This is a genomic window from Castellaniella sp., from assembly GCF_041675725.1.
Lineage (GTDB): Bacteria > Pseudomonadota > Gammaproteobacteria > Burkholderiales > Burkholderiaceae_B > Castellaniella.
This window is the reverse complement of record NZ_JBAYTI010000062.1, coordinates 1-14,720: the sequence shown is the minus strand read 5'-3', so window position 1 is coordinate 14,720 and position 14,720 is coordinate 1. Positions and strand designations below refer to the sequence as shown.

The following is a 14,720-nucleotide window of genomic DNA, read 5'->3' as shown; positions in this document are numbered from 1 at the left end:
TTGCTGCGCCAGTATGGCGCCCCGCAGCCAACCCCTCTTGCCTGAGTCCCCCATGGCGGGCCCATCCAACCTCGGTACGCTTCTGATCCAACGGCTCGATGCCCTGCTGGGGCATCCGCTGTCGCTCCGGGGCGAAGTGGCGCAGCGTTCGGGGCACCGCACCGTCACGGCGGCCAATCAAAGCCTGCACCTGGGTGGCCTGGCCACCTCGACCGAGCACCTGCCCGAAGAGTCCGCAGAAGATGTCCGTACGACGCAGCAGCACCAGGCCCGCCTGCAACGCACGGCGGGTGCCCGGGTTGCGCAAGCGGCCCACTCGCCCGCCAGCAACGCGCCGCGGCACACGACAGGTTTTTCCGGCGATGCAACGGCACAGTTCAGCCCGGCGGCGCGCCTGATTCTCGCCTTGCTCGAAAAATACCCCGAGAGCCCGGCGCTGCTGCGCCCCGCCCTGTTGACCCAGGCCGGCCAGGGCATCCCGCCCGCCTCGCAGGGGGCACTGGCCGCCCTCTTCGCCCATGCGTTGCAAGAAACGATCCATAACAGCGGCCTGTTTTATGAAGCGCACCTGGCCCGGTGGTTTCTGCAACCTGGCCGTCAGCCGCCTCCCGACGCCGAACCGCAGGCTCAATGGGCCAGTGCCCGCGCGTCGCCCGAGCACCCGCCCAATGCGTCCACGGCAGCCAGCCAAACCGCATCGCTGCACCATCCGCAAGCCGACACGCTGGTGCGCCAGCAGCTCGATATCCTGGCGCACCAGAGCCTGGTGTGGCAAGGGCAGGCCTGGCCACAAGCGCCCATGCGCTGGCAGATCCAGAAACACGACGCAGACCCGCAGGCCCCTGAAGCCGAGCCCGCCTGGACCACCACGCTGGATCTCGAACTGCCTCAGCTGGGGCCCGTACATGCCCATATCCGCTTGCACAGAAAGAAATTGCACGTGCAGCTTCGGGCCCCCGATTCAGCGGACCTTCTGCAAACGCACGCCGCCCGGCTGCACGGCGCCCTCACAGAGCTGGGCCTGGCCGTCGAACCATTCGACATTCATGCGCAGGGCGATCCACACGCCCCCGAAGGCACTGGAGACCCGACATGACGCCAGCCACCCACGACACCCCAAGCCGCAGCCAGGCAGTCGCCCTGCGCTACGATCCCGCAGACACTGCGCCACAGGTGGTGGCCAAGGGCTACGGCACCATTGCCGAACGCATTGTGGCCCGGGCACGCGAACACGGCTTGTACGTCCATCGGTCGCCAGAACTCGTGAGCTTGCTCATGCAGGTCGATCTGGACGCCCACATTCCGCCCGAACTCTACCGCGCGGTCGCCGAGCTCCTGGCCTGGCTGTACGCGCTCGAGCACCCCGGTGCACCCCGGCACCCATCCGAGCCGCGCCGCTGATGCCGGGGCACCCGGCAAGGCTTTGCGGCCGGCATCCCAGATGGCCCGGGTCAGGTGGCAAGTTCAGACCGCGAGATTGGCGATTTCTTTATAAGCCTCGATCAGGCGATTGCGGGTCTGCAAAGTGGCTTGAAAGGCAAGATGGGCCTTTTGCAGATCGACCATGACGTCACTCAGGTGGATGTCGGGCACCCCCAGGTCAAACGCCCTCGCCTGGGCGTAGGCCTGGTTTTCGACTTTCGAGACTTTATCCAGGGATTGCGCCAGCGCAGCAGCAAACCCCGCCGAGGAAGCCCCCCCCGGATCGGCCGCCGGGGCCGCAACCGGACCCGCCGCTGCGCCCTGGGCCGCGCGCATGGCCGAACGCATCTGTGCCAGCATCTGCTCCACCTGGCCCACCGCTTGAACATCCATCATCACGCCACTTTCAGAGATCGATGCCAGGCGGGAAATCCGCCCGGCACCCAGGAATCATGGCCTCGATGTTAGCGGCCCGAACGCAGCCCATAGACCGTGAACAAGCATGGAAAAGCGATTGTTTTCCGGCTTTGTGCAGTACTTTGCCATGCCCATAATGGCTGTCAGCCTACGACAGTACAACCATGACTGCCTTTACCGACCAGATCCGCAACATTCCCTGGTTGCAGCAGATTGCCACGCAGCCCAGAATCCTGCTTCTGGCGGCCATCGCGGCCGCCGCCGCGGTGGCCCTGATTGCAGCGATGTGGCTGTACAGCCCTGATTTTCGGCCCCTGTATACGAATCTCGAACCGCACGACGGCGGCGCAATCGTCAATATTCTCGAGCAGCGCGCCATTCCGTACCGGTTTGAAAACCAGGGCACCACGATTCTGGTGCCCGCCGACCAGGTCTATGCGCTGCGCCTGCAACTGGCCGAACAGGGTCTGCCGCGCAGCGCCAACACCGGGTTCGAGCTGCTCGACGAGCCCAAATTCGGCGCCAGCCAGTTCCTGGAACAGATACAGTACCAGCGGGCCCTGGAAGGCGAGCTGGCCCGGTCGATGGAGGCATTGCAGCCGGTCCAGTCGGCGCGGGTGCATCTGGCCCTGCCACGGCAGTCGCTCTTCATCCGTGAACAGGAACAGCCAACTGCTTCTGTATTGGTCAACCTGTACGCCGGACGCACCCTGAGCAAGGCGCAGGTGCGGGCCATGCAGCGCCTGGTGGCGGCCAGCGTACCCAGGCTGGGCAGTGAATCGGTTTCGGTCATCGATCAAGACGGCCATCTGTTGTCGAGCGCACAGGGCGACGAAGGCCTGAGTGCCGCCCAGGAAGATCAGCGTGCCAGCATCGAACAGCGTACCCTGCAACGCATCCTGACACTGCTCAACCCGATCGTCGGATCCGGCAATGTGCGCGCGCAGGTCAATGCCCAGATCGACTTCACCCAGCATGAACAGACGTCGGAACGTTATACCCCGAACGAGCAGGCCGGCACGGCCGCCGTGCGCAGCAAACAGACCGCGCGTTCACTGCGCACCGGCGTCGTGCCCATCCAGGGGATACCGGGCGCCCTGAGCAATCAACCCCCCGCGACCGCCACGGCCCCCCTAGAAGACGGCCCCACAGGCACCGCTTCGCCAGACCCCGCCACAGAGGCCAGGGGCCTGCCGCCCACCGACGAGCAAAGCGACGCCACCATCAACTACGAGCTCGACCGCACCATCACGCATACGCGCCAGGCCAGCGGCCTGTTGGAAAACCTTTCAGTGGCGGTCGTCGTCAGCTACCGCAACGAGCAGGGCGCCCTATACCCGTCCGACTCGCCGCAGATCCAAGCCATCGAAACCCTGGCCAAACGGGCGATGGGTTATTCGGATGCGCGCGGCGACACCATCAGCGTCATCAACACGGCCTTCGATGACCGGCCGCCGCAGATTCCGCTCTGGCAGGATCCGTTCTACCAGCAGATCGGCTGGCAGGCGGGCAAGGCCCTCTTGTGGATACTGGCCCTCTTTTTCTTCTGGCGCCAGTTGCTCCGCCCTCTGTATCAGGCCCTGCTGAAAATGCAGACGCAACCCCGGGCGCACGCCTCGCCGGCACGGCCTCTGGCACGATCCCAGGATGACGGCGAACGCATCGCCCAGGCCAGCCGCTACGCAGACAACCTCAAGACGGCCAGCGACTTGGCCGAGCAAGACCCACAGGCGGTCGCGATGGTCCTGAGGAGCTGGTTGAATGCAAAAAATGCCAAACCATGATGACAATCTGACCCGGTGTGCCATCCTCATGATGTCCGTAGGCGAGGATGCCGCCGCCGAGGTCTTCAAGTACATGGGGGCCAGCGAAGTCCAGCAGATCGGGGCTGCAATGGCCCATCTGCAGCAGGTCTCGCGCAGCGAAGTCGATCAAGTGCTCGAAAATTTCCGCGAAGAAATCGAGCAGTTCACTGCCGTCACGCTGGGATCGGGCGAATACATCCGTTCGGTGCTGATCAAGGCACTGGGGCAGGATCGCGCAGCCGCCATCCTCGACGACATCCTGGACAGTTCGCAGGCAAGCAGCTCGGGGATCGACGCCTTGAACTGGCTCGAACCGGCCAACGTGGCCGAACTGATTGGCAACGAGCACCCGCAGATCATTGCCACCATCCTGGTGCACCTCGAGCGCGACCGGGCCGCGGCGGTGCTCGCGTTGCTCAACGAGCGCGTCCGCCAGGACGTCATGATGCGAATCGCCACCTTTGGCGGCGTGCAGCCTGTCGCCCTGCAGGAGCTGACCTCGGTGCTGAATCAGGTGCTGGCGGGCCAGGGCGCCAAGCGCGCCCGCATGGGCGGCGTTCGCACAGCCGCCGAAATCCTGAACTTCATGAACTCCACCGAAGAAGAATCCCTGGTGGCCGCCCTGCGAGAGGCAGACAGCGACCTGACCCAACGCATCATCGACGAAATGTTCACGTTCGAAAACCTGGTCGACGTCGAGGACACCTCCATACGCCGCATTCTGGAAGATACAGACAGCCAGCTGCTGGCGACCGCCCTGAAAAACGCGACACCGGAATTGCGGCAAAAATTCTTTCGGAACATGTCCAGTCGAGCGGCGGAGATGCTCGAAGAAGAAATCGAATCCATGGGACCGGTCAGAGTATCGCAAGTGGAATCCGAACAAAAGGCCATTCTGCTGGCGGCCCGGAAGCTGGCCGACGCAGGCCAGATTTCACTGTCCACCCGAGAGGACGATTATGTCTGATTCCCTGCGCTGGCAGCCGTGGTCTCTTCAGCGCCTGCAAAGGGGGCGGCCCATCCACCTGGCTGACGGGCTGGACGACGCCGGTCCAGACGCCGGCTCGGGCGCCGGCTCGGGCGCCAGTGCCGCCCCACGTGGGGCCGCCGTGCCATCACTCGAACACACACGGCAGTCTGCCCAAGAAGCGGGGTATGCCGAAGGGCATGCCGCTGGGCTCGAACGGGGGCGCGAGGCCGGGCACGCAGCAGGCTGGCAGGCTGCGCAGGCACAAGGGTACGCAGCGGGTTTCGAAGAAGGGCTCGAGGCGGGCCGCGACGAAGGGTTGGCGCACGCTCGCACGCAGGCTCGGGAGGCGCTCAAAACGCAGCAGGCACAGTGGCAACTGCTGCTCGCATCGGCCCAGGCTGCCCTGCAGCACATCGAATACGACGTGGGCCAGGCGCTGGCGCAGCTGGCGGTCGCCATGGCCGAACAGATCCTGCAGCACGAGATCCGCCATCAGGCCTGCTATGTACAGGCCCTGGCGCGGCGCCTGGCTCAAACCCGTGCGGGCGCCGAGGATCCGACGCTACAGCTCATCGTCCATCCCGAAGACCATGCGGCGCTGCAGGCCATCCTGCATGAGCTGACGCCCGCCGTGCAGCTCATGCAGGACGCATCCCTGGCCCGTGGCGGCCTGCTGCTGCAGACGCCGCAGGGTCGCATCGACGCCAGCCTGCAGACCCGTTGGCAGGCGCTGCTCGATCATCTCGAACTGCCATCCATGCCCGGCGGGGCCGGGGCCAACCGGTCCAACGCATCGATGGCCGGCGAGCCGGACCCCGGCACACCATGACGCCCATCCACGGCGACCTCACCGGCGCTTTGCGCGAACGCCTGCTCTCCCTGGCGCAGGAAATCCGCGGCGTCGATGGCATCCGCCGGGTCGGCCGAATCACGCGGGCCACCGGGCTGGTGATCGAAGCCACCGGGCTCGGCCTGCCGGTCGGCGCAGCCTGTCGGATCGCCCTCGAAGGGCCGCCGGACACCTGGGGCAGCGCCGAAGTGGTCGGCTTTCGCGACGACATTCTGTACCTGATGCCACAGAACGACATGACCGGTCTGCGCCCCGGCGCGGCGGTCCTTGCCGAAGTACCGGGCGCCTCGGGGGTGCCCCCGTGGCCCGGCGCGACGGATTCCGACGCCCATGAAGCCGTCTCGCAGGCTCGCCGTGTTCCAGCCGGGTCCGCGTTGCTGGGGCGCATTCTGGACGGTGCCGGTACGCCACTGGACGGTCAGGGGCTGCCAGCCGGACTCGAGTACGTCAGTCTGCACGTGCAGCCGATCAACCCGCTCGAGCGTGCGCCCATCCGATCCGTGCTGGACGTGGGCGTGCGGGCCATCAATGGCCTGCTGACCGTCGGCCGTGGGCAACGCATGGGGCTGTTTGCCGGGTCCGGGGTCGGCAAGAGCGTACTGCTCAGCATGATGGCCCGCTATACCCTGGCCGACGTCATCGTGGTCGGCCTGATCGGCGAGCGCGGCCGCGAGGTCAAGGAATTCATCGAGCAGAACCTCGGGCCAGATGGTCTGGCGCGCTCAGTGGTCGTGGCGGCACCGGCAGACGCCTCGCCGCTTCTGCGTCTACAGGGGGCCGCGTACGCGACGCGATTGGCCGAATACTTCCGGGCACAGGGCCAGCACGTACTTTTGCTGATGGATTCACTTACCCGCTACGCCATGGCGCAGCGCGAAATCGCCCTGGCCATTGGCGAACCACCCGCCACGAAAGGCTATCCACCGTCGGTGTTCGCCAAATTGCCGGCACTCGTCGAACGCGCGGGAAACGGCAGCCAACGCGACGGCAACATCCACGGATCCATCACGGCGTTCTACACGGTGTTGACCGAAGGGGACGACCAGCAGGACCCCATTGCCGATGCCGCCCGAGCCATCCTCGATGGACACATCGTGCTCGCGCGCGCGCTGGCGGATGCCGGCCACTACCCGGCCATCGATATCGGCGCGTCGATTTCCCGGGTAATGCCTGCCATCGTACCCAAAGCGCAACTGCAAAAATCACAGGCCTTCAAGCAACTCAACACTCTGTATCAGCGCAATCAGGACTTGATCACCGTGGGTGCCTACGTCGCGGGGCAGGACGCCCAGGCCGATCTCGCCATCGCTCGCCACCCCGGCCTGCAGGCTTATCTGCAGCAGGATTTCGATACGCGGGTCGATTATTCACAAGCGCAGGCCGAGCTCGATTCAGCCCTGGGCCTCGCACCCTCTTCACCTCAGGACCGGCATGGAGAAAACCCAATTGAACACCCTGCTCAAGCTTAAGCAGGACGACTGCGATCGGGCGGGCGAGCAATTGTCCGCTCTCACCGCTCGCCGCAGCCAGGCCCAGGCGCAGCTGGAACAGCTGCATGACTACCAAAAAGACTACCGCACGCAACTCCAGACGCACGCCGGACAGGGATTGAGTGCCGCAAAGTACGCCAATTTCCACCGCTTCATCACAACATTGGAGCATGCCATTTCACAGCAGAATAAAGCGGTCGCGCAACTGGACGGCCAGGTGATGCGCCAGCGCCAGCGCTGGAAAACCGAACATCGCCACTTGCAGGCGTATGAAACCCTGCAGCAGCGCCAGGCCCAACAGGAAGCAGGCCGGCTGCACCGGCGCGAACAACGGGAACACGACGAGATCGCAGCCCGACTACTGCACACGAAAGCCCAGGAAACCTGATGTCCACCCTATCCATTCCGTCTGCCGACAGCCCGCAGGGCGCTTCCCTAGAGATCCCGTCCACGCGCACGGCCAAGGGCCGGACGCCAGCCCAGGCGGGGTTTCTTGCGCTGCTGGATCAAAGCCTGCCCGCCATTCGCCAGCGCGACACGGTGCCGCTTCCGACCAAGCAAGTGGCACTCCGAGTCGATCACAACCGCGCCCCTCAGGCCAAAGCGCCGTCAGAGGACCCAGAACCGCTCGACATACCCTGGCTGCTGGTGCCCATGACCCCGCCGGCCAAGGCAGACCCTGCCATCAAAGGGCCACGCCAGGCATCCGAACAGCCGGCAATCGATGGCGCCTATCCCCGCAGTCCCGTCATGCCGCCACGGCCGCCACGAGACGGCCAGCCGGCCGTAATCGCGGCAGCCCCCATCGACGCCGGGCCGGCAATGTCCGGCCGGCCGGCCATAAACACCGTGGCAGCGAGCGCAGTCTCTGCGCCAATGGCGGTCACGGCACCCGCGCCGGGAAGCGCCGCGCCGTCTGTGCCGGCTGCGACGTTGGCCGCGACGACCCCATTCCCGACCATGGCGTCGGCCCCGACGGACATGATCGCGGCCGCTTCAATCACGGGGGCAAGCGCCTCCCCAGCCAGGGCGAGTGCCTCCCCAACCAGGGCCGCCGCATCCACAGCGACGGCCGCCCTGTCGGCCGCCCCGTCTTCGGCCACGGCGGCCACCCCCGCGGCGCATGCCGCCCCAGAATCGCCTACCGCGACGCCCCCCGGCAACACCCTGCTGGCCACGAACCCTTCCATCCTGTCTTCGGATACACCTTCGCCGGCGCGACCGACCCCCCCGGGATACCAAGCATCCCTCCGTGTCGTGGCCGAACCGGTGCAACCGGCCGCTGAACCCGTGCGACAGACTACCAAATCCGCACCCCAGACCCGGCCCGAGCCCCATGGACACCGGTCGGGCAGCCCGACACCCGAAGGCCACGGCAAGGGTCCGCAAGACACTATCCGCCCCGCCAAGGCCGGGTCCGGCAAGGTGGCCGATCCATCTGGTGGTTCGGCCACCCCGATGATCGAGCGGGCTCTTGCGGCGGCAAGGTCGGGGCCGACAGACGCCGTGCCACCGGCCATCCCCAGCCAGGCCGCAGAGGGCTCCGCGATCGACGCCATGCGCGCCGACACGGCGTCCAGCCCCATCCGAGCAGGCGGCACGCAGTTCATCTCATTGCCGGTGCCCTTCGGTTCACCCGCCTGGGCGGCCCATTTCACCCACAGCGCCGTGCAATTCATGGCGCAGGCGGCCGATGGCAGTCACCAAGTGCAGCTGCAACTGCATCCGGCCGATCTGGGTCCGGTTCACATTCAGCTGAACCTTCAGGACGGCACCACCCAGCTCATGTTCTTTGCAGCCCACGCGCCCGTCCGTCAGGCGCTCGAAGCCGCGCTGCCACAGCTGCAGGCGCAATTGGCAGAAGCCGGGGTGTCTTTGGGTCAAGCCAGCGTCAGCGACCACCCGCCCGGGCAGCAGCAAGCTGACGAACACGCGCTGTTCGGTACCCCGCGCAACGGCCTGCCGAAAGAATCGGCCGTGCAAACCGCGCAATCCGCAGAACCATCCACCACGGCGCAAAGGCGTTCGGCCGGCCGTTCGCATGCGCTGGTAGACACTTATGCCTAAACTCGTCTCCCGCTTGCTGAAATTCGGCGCCTTTGGTTTGCTGGCGATCGGCATATCGGCCGCCACGGCGTATCTGGTCAGCGACAATCCGTGGGCCAGTCCCCGGCTGAGCGCGCCCGCGGACAGCAACGCCCCCGACGAAGCCACCGACGTGCCGCCGGTGGTCAAGCCCCTGTTCGCAAGCCTGGAGCCTTTTACCGTCACGCTGTACGGTGAAACGCGCAACCGCATGCTGCATGCCCGAATCAGCCTGCGGCTGGCCGACCCGGGCTCAAAAGAAACCATTCAGGACTACATGCCGGAAATCCGTGATCGCGCGATATCCATCCTGTCACGCCAGGATCCCGACGACCTGCGCCTGGCCAAGGGCCACCGGGCGCTGGCGGAAGAACTTCGGCAGGCCCTGAGCGAGCCATTGTCCGATCCAAATCGAAGCCTGGACATTGCCGAAGTGCTGTTCACTGCTTTTGTGGTGCAATAAATGTCCTATCACAGCATGCTGTCCCAACAAGAGGTGGACGCCCTCCTGGCCGGCGTCACCGGCGAGCCGTCCGAGAAAGCCCAGCAAGGCGGGGCCCACCCCGAAGGGATTCGAGCCTACGACCTCAGTTCGCCCGATCGCGTTGTCCGCCACCGCATGCAGACGCTGGAACACATCAACGAGCGATTCGCGCGTCACCTGCGCAACATGTTCTTTGGCTTCATGCGCCGCAACGCCGACATCACCGTCAACGCCTTGCGAATCCAGAAATACGGTGACTTCGAGCGCAATCTGCCCGTGCCCAGCAACCTGAACATGGTGTCCATGCGCCCTTTGCGGGGTGCCGCACTGTTCGTGTTCGACCCGAATCTGGTGTTCCTGGTGGTCGACAACCTGTTCGGGGGCAACGGCCGCTTTGGAATCCGCATCGAAGGACGGGAATTCACCAACACGGAACAGCGCATCATCCACAAACTGCTGAATCAGACCTTGGCGTGTTACGGCAAGGCCTGGGAACCGGCTCATCCTCTCGAATTCGAATACATCCGGTCCGAGATGCACACCAAGTTTGCCAGCATCAGTACCAGCAACGACATCGTGGTGGTCTCCAGTTTCAACATCGAGCTGGGTTCGACGGGCGGCACGCTGAACATCTGCCTGCCCTACTCGATGATAGAGCCGTTGCGTGACATTCTGGTCCGCCCCTTGCTGCAGGATACCAGCAGCACCGTCGACCAGCGCTGGCACCAGCAGTTGAGCCGCGAAGTCACGCACGCAACGGTCTGGCTGAATGCCGAATTCTGCCGCATCAAAACCACCGTGGACTCGGTACTGGCACTTTCGGTCGGCGATGTACTCCCCATCGAACTACACGACGTGATCACCGCCCGCGTTCACGACACGCCACTCTTCAAATGCCATTACGGCTCTCTCAATGGGCACCCTGCCCTGCGCATCCTGGACTATCTGCTGCCCTCTAGCGAAAAAGCCCCCTCTTCCTCCGAGACGCCCTCATGAGCGAACCGACTGCCCCGACCGATCCCCACCCGACCCAAAGCGCCGACACGGTTGTCGACGATGACATCTGGGCGGCCGCCCTTGCGGAACAGGCCGGGCACACCCCCTCGACGGACCCAGCGGCATCCCCCAGTAGGGCCGCGCCCCCCACGCCGGCTGCGTCCGCCGCGACAGCGCCTGAACCCACCGCGGCAGCCGAGCGCATTTTCCAGCCTCTGGAAGACACCCACCAGGCCTCGGACCACAGTCTCGACCGCATCCTCGACATACCCGTCGAGCTCTCGGTCGAACTGGGCCGGACCCGCCTCACCCTCAAGAACATCCTGCAGTTGGGCCAGGGCTCGGTGGTCGAGCTCGACGGCCAGGCCGGCGAACCGATGGACATTTATATCAATGGGTACCTGATCGCCCAAGGCGAGGTGGTCGTGGTAGATGATCAGTACGGCGTGCGCATTACCGACATCATCACCCCGTCCGATCGCCTGGCCCGGATCAACCAACGGCGCTGAACCATGGATGGCCTGCCCTTGCTGCGCGTCGTGCTGGCTTTGCTTGTGGTGGTGGGCCTGCTCCTGGCGCTGGCCTGGCTGGCCCGGCGCAGCGGATACCTGGCATCCCTGAAGCGCAGTCCGCGCATCCTGACCCTGGAAACCCGGCGCCTGGGGCCCCGCAGCCAACTTTGCCTGATCACCATCGACGGCACCGAATTGCTGCTGGGCGTCACCCCACAGCACATTTCCGTGCTGCACCAGACAGGCCTGCCGGCTCAGAACGCCACAAGCCACGGCCAACACGCTTTTACAGAACACCTGCAGGCCGCCCGCCGCAGCCAGGGCCAGCCATGAAGGTGCGCGTTTGCCGGTTCGGCGGCTGGCTCGCCATTGCCGGCATGCTGGCCCTGTATCCGGCAATCGACAGTGCGGCGCAAAGCATTCCCGCCCTGACGGCCAGCCCGACTGCAGACGGGGGCCAGGCCTGGTCGGTCAGTGTCCAGACCCTGGTCGCACTCAGCCTTTTGTCATTCCTGCCGGCCGCCTTGCTCATGATGACCGGCTTCACCCGCATCATCATCGTCCTGGGCCTGCTGCGCAACGCGCTGGGGACCGGCGTCTCCCCGCCCAATACGATCCTGGTCGGGCTCGCCCTGTTTCTTACGCTCTATACCATGTCGCCAGTCTTCGACCAGATCTACGAGCAAGCGTACCAGCCGCTTGCGCGGGACCAGATCTCCCTCGAACAGGCGCTTGAACGCGGCAGCCAGCCGCTTCGGACATTCATGCTGGGGCAGACCCGGGAAACCGATTTAAGCCTGTTCGTTGACATCGCCCGTACGGGCCCGTTGGAAGATCCCCAGGCTATCCCCCTGCGCATTCTGGTACCCGCGTTCGTTACCAGCGAACTCAAGACGGCATTTCAGATCGGTTTCACGATCTTCATTCCTTTCCTGATCATCGACCTGGTCGTGGCCAGCCTTCTGATGGCCCTTGGAATGATGATGGTGCCACCGGTGACCATCTCCCTTCCGTTCAAGCTCATGCTCTTCGTGCTGGCCGATGGCTGGCATCTGCTGCTGGGCTCTCTTGCGCGCAGTTTTTACCAATGAGGCGGCCCACGATGACCCCCGAAACCGTGATGACCCTGGCATTTCAAGCCCTTCGCATGGCACTCAGCATCGCGGGGCCCCTGTTGCTCGTCACCCTGATGGTGGGTCTGCTGATCAGCATTCTGCAAGCCGCCACCCAAATCAACGAAATGACCTTGTCATTCATTCCCAAGCTGTTGGCAATCGCCACGACGCTGGTTCTGCTCGGCCCCTGGATGATCGACACGCTGGTCGACTACATCCGCAACCTGATCCAGAGCATACCGAACCTGGTTGCCTGATCCGCAGGATCTCAGCCGGACCGGACAAAGCCTCTCTCCAAGGAGAAGCCGCGCATGATAGAGTGGCCGCTGCAGGACATTTACGATGCGATTCACCGCCTGCTCTGGCCGCTGTTCAGGGTTGCCGGCCTGATCGCGCTTGCACCCGGCCTGAGCGACCAGCCCATCCCCATGCGAATCAAGGCTGGCCTCGCACTGGCCTGCGCCCTGCTGCTGGCACCGGTGCTGGCGCCCGTCCCGTCTGTAACAGCCGGCTCGTACGCGGGTCTGCAGATCGCCGCCCGCGAAACACTGGTGGGGCTTTCGCTCGGATTGAGCATGCGTCTGGTATTCATGGCCTTCATCATGGCCGGTGAATTCGTCGGTCTGCAGATGGGCCTGGCGTTCGCGTCTTTCTTCGATCCTGGCTCGGGTGCCAACACGGCCGTCACGTCGCGCCTGATCAACCTGATCGCCCTGTTGCTGTTTTTCACCGTCAACGGCCACCTGCTCATGCTGGGCACCCTGCTGCACAGCTACGCCGTATTGCCACTGGGCGGCACGCTGGATCCGAACGGCTGGGGCGCGCTACTGGATTGGAGCAGCCAGCTTTGGATTTCGGGCATGCTGCTGGCCTTGCCGCTGATCATCGTGTTGCTGACCATCAATCTGTCGCTGGGGATTCTGAACCGCACGGCGCAGCAGCTGTCCGTCTTTGCCGTGGGTTTTCCCATCACCCTGACCACGGGGATCGTCATTCTCACCCTGGTCTTGCCGCGCAGCAGCGCCTTCATGCAGAATCTGTTCAACCAGGGCTACGAGGCCATGGCGCAGGTGCTGGGCCGCTTGGCTGGCCTATGACGATCTCTTCGAGCTGGATGCGCCCACTTGGATCGGCGGCCGGTGGCACGGCCGGTGACGGTGGCACGCTGGCCGCGCGGTATCTGGCCGCCTGGTCCTGTTGGGCTCGCCGGGCCAACGCCTGGATGGAAGGGGCCAGCGGAATGTTGACGGTATCTTCGATGGACTGGAACGTCCCATCCGGCCCAAAGCGCAGCAAGACGGCCTGACGAAAATAAAGCGCGTCGGTGCTCAGACTGCGCCGGTAGGCCCAGCGCGCCAGCAGGCCGCCATCGGTTTGCGGCCACTGTTGCGCCGGTGCGGCGTTCAGGGCTTCGCTGGCCTGCATCAGGGTCGTCTGCCCCGGCACCAGGCGATCCAGACCCGACGCCTGAAACGGGTGCCCCGTGACCGAGCAGGCGGCCAACGCCAGCCCGCACGCACCCAGCATACCCAGCATGACCATGCGGGCCACACGCCGGCCGAAACACACCATGAAACGCCTCCAGGCCAACCACGCGGCTCAACGGCCTGAGTTCAGGTTGAACAGGCTCAGGTTCTGAATGGCCTGGAAAGCGTCCGTGGCCCCCATGAGCGCCGCCTTGCGCAAATTGAGTTGAATGGTTGCCTGGTAGTAATCGAGGTCTTCGAGGTCGCTGAGCGCCTTGCGGTAACCCAGATCACGCTGCATCCCGCTGTCATCCAGCGCGTCGAGCTCGTTGAGCCGGGTACCGATGGAAGCGCGCACGGTCAGGATGTTGTCGTAGAGGGAGGTGATCTTCTGGCTGGCCGTGTTCAGATGATTGCGCAACCGGGCCTGCGCCACGGCGTTCTCTTGAACCGGTTCGCGCAGGACCTCGACCAGCGCGTCGAGCGTCTGGAAAAGGTTCAGGTTCTCTTCGCGCAATGGACGAATCTCGAACTGGTCTCCCGCCCGAGGCTCGCCCGATATCTGCACGACCGTACCCAGGCCCAGCTCGAGCGACGCGGCGGAGGGCGCCCGCTGCCCGGTGAGCGTCTGCACCCATACCCCCTGGGCATCGTGAACATCCACGTGATAATCCTGTTCGCTGTCGAATACCAGTGTGAATGCGTAGCTGGCGGCTGCATTGCCTGGCTGGCCATCCATGATGCCCGGCTGCGCCAGCACTGCGGTGCCGGTATTGCCCGGCTGCGCGAAGGTCGCATAGGCGCGGGTGCCTGGCTGGGCGCGCTCGAATACCATGCGCCCGCTGTCGGCTGAATCGATCCGGCGGGTCTGGTCGGCCTGCACCCAGCGCCGCAGGTCATCGCCCGCATAGTGGCCGTCAGGGAGGTAGGCGGGGAAATCCCCGCGCGAGCCGGAAAACAGATGCTGGCCATTGCCATCGGTCGTGTTGGCGATCCCCAGCAGGGTCTCGCGCAAATCCGCGAGCGTGGCGGCCAGGCTGCGCCGATCGGCATCGGACAAAGTGCCATTGCTGACTTCGACCAGACGCGCCTGAAGATCCTGCATCGA

18 protein-coding genes are annotated in these 14,720 nt (G+C 64.9%); 15 read left to right on the top strand and 3 right to left on the bottom strand.

Annotated elements, in window-relative coordinates; all coding sequences use genetic code 11:
- Together WCZ84_RS11495 and WCZ84_RS11490 are read left to right on the top strand one after the other, a co-directional pair.
- Positions 1 to 1,096 (top strand): flagellar hook-length control protein FliK (locus WCZ84_RS11495; RefSeq protein ID WP_372686418.1); only part of this gene is annotated, 1,096 nt, incomplete at its 5' end.
- Entirely contained in the window at positions 1,093 to 1,401 is a 309-nt protein-coding gene (locus tag WCZ84_RS11490; protein ID WP_372686417.1) for an EscU/YscU/HrcU family type III secretion system export apparatus switch protein, read from the top strand. The genes WCZ84_RS11495 and WCZ84_RS11490, both read left to right, overlap by 4 nt.
- Before the next feature lie 63 nt (positions 1,402 to 1,464).
- Here the strand turns inward: WCZ84_RS11490 and fliE are convergent, their stop codons facing one another.
- Positions 1,465 to 1,818 carry a flagellar hook-basal body complex protein FliE gene (fliE, locus tag WCZ84_RS11485; protein WP_372686416.1) on the bottom strand — a complete coding sequence of 118 codons (354 nt, stop codon included), beginning with the start codon at positions 1,816 to 1,818 and terminating at the stop codon, positions 1,465 to 1,467.
- Positions 1,819 to 2,003: 185 nt separating this feature from the next.
- Here fliE and fliF point away from each other — a divergent pair, with 185 nt between their 5' ends.
- From fliF to fliR, 13 genes are read left to right on the top strand one after another with little or no spacing between them, the layout of a single operon-like run.
- Positions 2,004 to 3,623, top strand: coding sequence for a flagellar basal-body MS-ring/collar protein FliF (gene fliF, locus WCZ84_RS11480; RefSeq protein WP_372686415.1), 1,620 nt, complete (start codon positions 2,004 to 2,006; stop codon positions 3,621 to 3,623).
- Complete coding sequence (gene fliG / locus WCZ84_RS11475; RefSeq protein ID WP_372686414.1) at positions 3,601 to 4,611, top strand: flagellar motor switch protein FliG; 1,011 nt, start codon at positions 3,601 to 3,603, stop codon at positions 4,609 to 4,611. Before fliF ends, fliG begins: the two co-directional genes overlap by 23 nt.
- Positions 4,604 to 5,443: a FliH/SctL family protein gene (locus WCZ84_RS11470; RefSeq protein ID WP_372686413.1), complete on the top strand. Its 840-nt coding sequence runs from the start codon at positions 4,604 to 4,606 to the stop codon at positions 5,441 to 5,443. Before fliG ends, WCZ84_RS11470 begins: the two co-directional genes overlap by 8 nt.
- Positions 5,440 to 6,933 carry a FliI/YscN family ATPase gene (locus WCZ84_RS11465; protein ID WP_372686412.1) on the top strand — a complete coding sequence of 498 codons (1,494 nt, stop codon included), beginning with the start codon at positions 5,440 to 5,442 and terminating at the stop codon, positions 6,931 to 6,933. Before WCZ84_RS11470 ends, WCZ84_RS11465 begins: the two co-directional genes overlap by 4 nt.
- A complete protein-coding gene (gene fliJ, locus WCZ84_RS11460) occupies positions 6,911 to 7,342 on the top strand; it encodes a flagellar export protein FliJ (RefSeq protein WP_372686411.1) in 432 nt (143 codons plus the stop codon). The genes WCZ84_RS11465 and fliJ overlap by 23 nt, the downstream gene beginning before the upstream one ends.
- Positions 7,342 to 9,021: a flagellar hook-length control protein FliK gene (locus WCZ84_RS11455; RefSeq protein ID WP_372686410.1), complete on the top strand. Its 1,680-nt coding sequence runs from the start codon at positions 7,342 to 7,344 to the stop codon at positions 9,019 to 9,021. The genes fliJ and WCZ84_RS11455 overlap by 1 nt, the downstream gene beginning before the upstream one ends.
- Complete coding sequence (gene fliL / locus WCZ84_RS11450) at positions 9,014 to 9,502, top strand: flagellar basal body-associated protein FliL (RefSeq protein ID WP_372686409.1); 489 nt, start codon at positions 9,014 to 9,016, stop codon at positions 9,500 to 9,502. Before WCZ84_RS11455 ends, fliL begins: the two co-directional genes overlap by 8 nt.
- Positions 9,503 to 10,519, top strand: coding sequence for a flagellar motor switch protein FliM (gene fliM, locus WCZ84_RS11445; protein ID WP_372686408.1), 1,017 nt, complete (start codon positions 9,503 to 9,505; stop codon positions 10,517 to 10,519).
- Positions 10,516 to 11,028 carry a flagellar motor switch protein FliN gene (fliN, locus tag WCZ84_RS11440; RefSeq protein ID WP_372686407.1) on the top strand — a complete coding sequence of 171 codons (513 nt, stop codon included), beginning with the start codon at positions 10,516 to 10,518 and terminating at the stop codon, positions 11,026 to 11,028. The genes fliM and fliN overlap by 4 nt, the downstream gene beginning before the upstream one ends.
- 3 nt (positions 11,029 to 11,031) lie before the next feature.
- Positions 11,032 to 11,364 carry a flagellar biosynthetic protein FliO gene (fliO, locus tag WCZ84_RS11435; protein WP_372686406.1) on the top strand — a complete coding sequence of 111 codons (333 nt, stop codon included), beginning with the start codon at positions 11,032 to 11,034 and terminating at the stop codon, positions 11,362 to 11,364.
- Positions 11,361 to 12,122 carry a flagellar type III secretion system pore protein FliP gene (gene fliP, locus WCZ84_RS11430; RefSeq protein WP_372686405.1) on the top strand — a complete coding sequence of 254 codons (762 nt, stop codon included), beginning with the start codon at positions 11,361 to 11,363 and terminating at the stop codon, positions 12,120 to 12,122. The genes fliO and fliP overlap by 4 nt, the downstream gene beginning before the upstream one ends.
- An 11-nt stretch (positions 12,123 to 12,133) precedes the next feature.
- Positions 12,134 to 12,403 (top strand): flagellar biosynthesis protein FliQ, encoded by a 270-nt coding sequence (gene fliQ / locus WCZ84_RS11425; protein WP_372686404.1) that lies wholly within the window; start codon positions 12,134 to 12,136, stop codon positions 12,401 to 12,403.
- Between the two features lie 54 nt (positions 12,404 to 12,457).
- Positions 12,458 to 13,243 (top strand): flagellar biosynthetic protein FliR, encoded by a 786-nt coding sequence (gene fliR / locus WCZ84_RS11420; RefSeq protein WP_372686403.1) that lies wholly within the window; start codon positions 12,458 to 12,460, stop codon positions 13,241 to 13,243.
- Here the strand turns inward: fliR and WCZ84_RS11415 are convergent.
- Together WCZ84_RS11415 and flgL are read right to left on the bottom strand one after the other, a co-directional pair.
- Positions 13,188 to 13,718, bottom strand: coding sequence for a hypothetical protein (locus WCZ84_RS11415; RefSeq protein ID WP_372686402.1), 531 nt, complete (start codon positions 13,716 to 13,718; stop codon positions 13,188 to 13,190). The genes fliR and WCZ84_RS11415 overlap by 56 nt on opposite strands.
- Before the next feature lie 27 nt (positions 13,719 to 13,745).
- The coding region (gene flgL / locus WCZ84_RS11410) for a flagellar hook-associated protein FlgL (RefSeq protein ID WP_372686401.1) at positions 13,746 to 14,720 on the bottom strand (975 nt) is incomplete at its 5' end.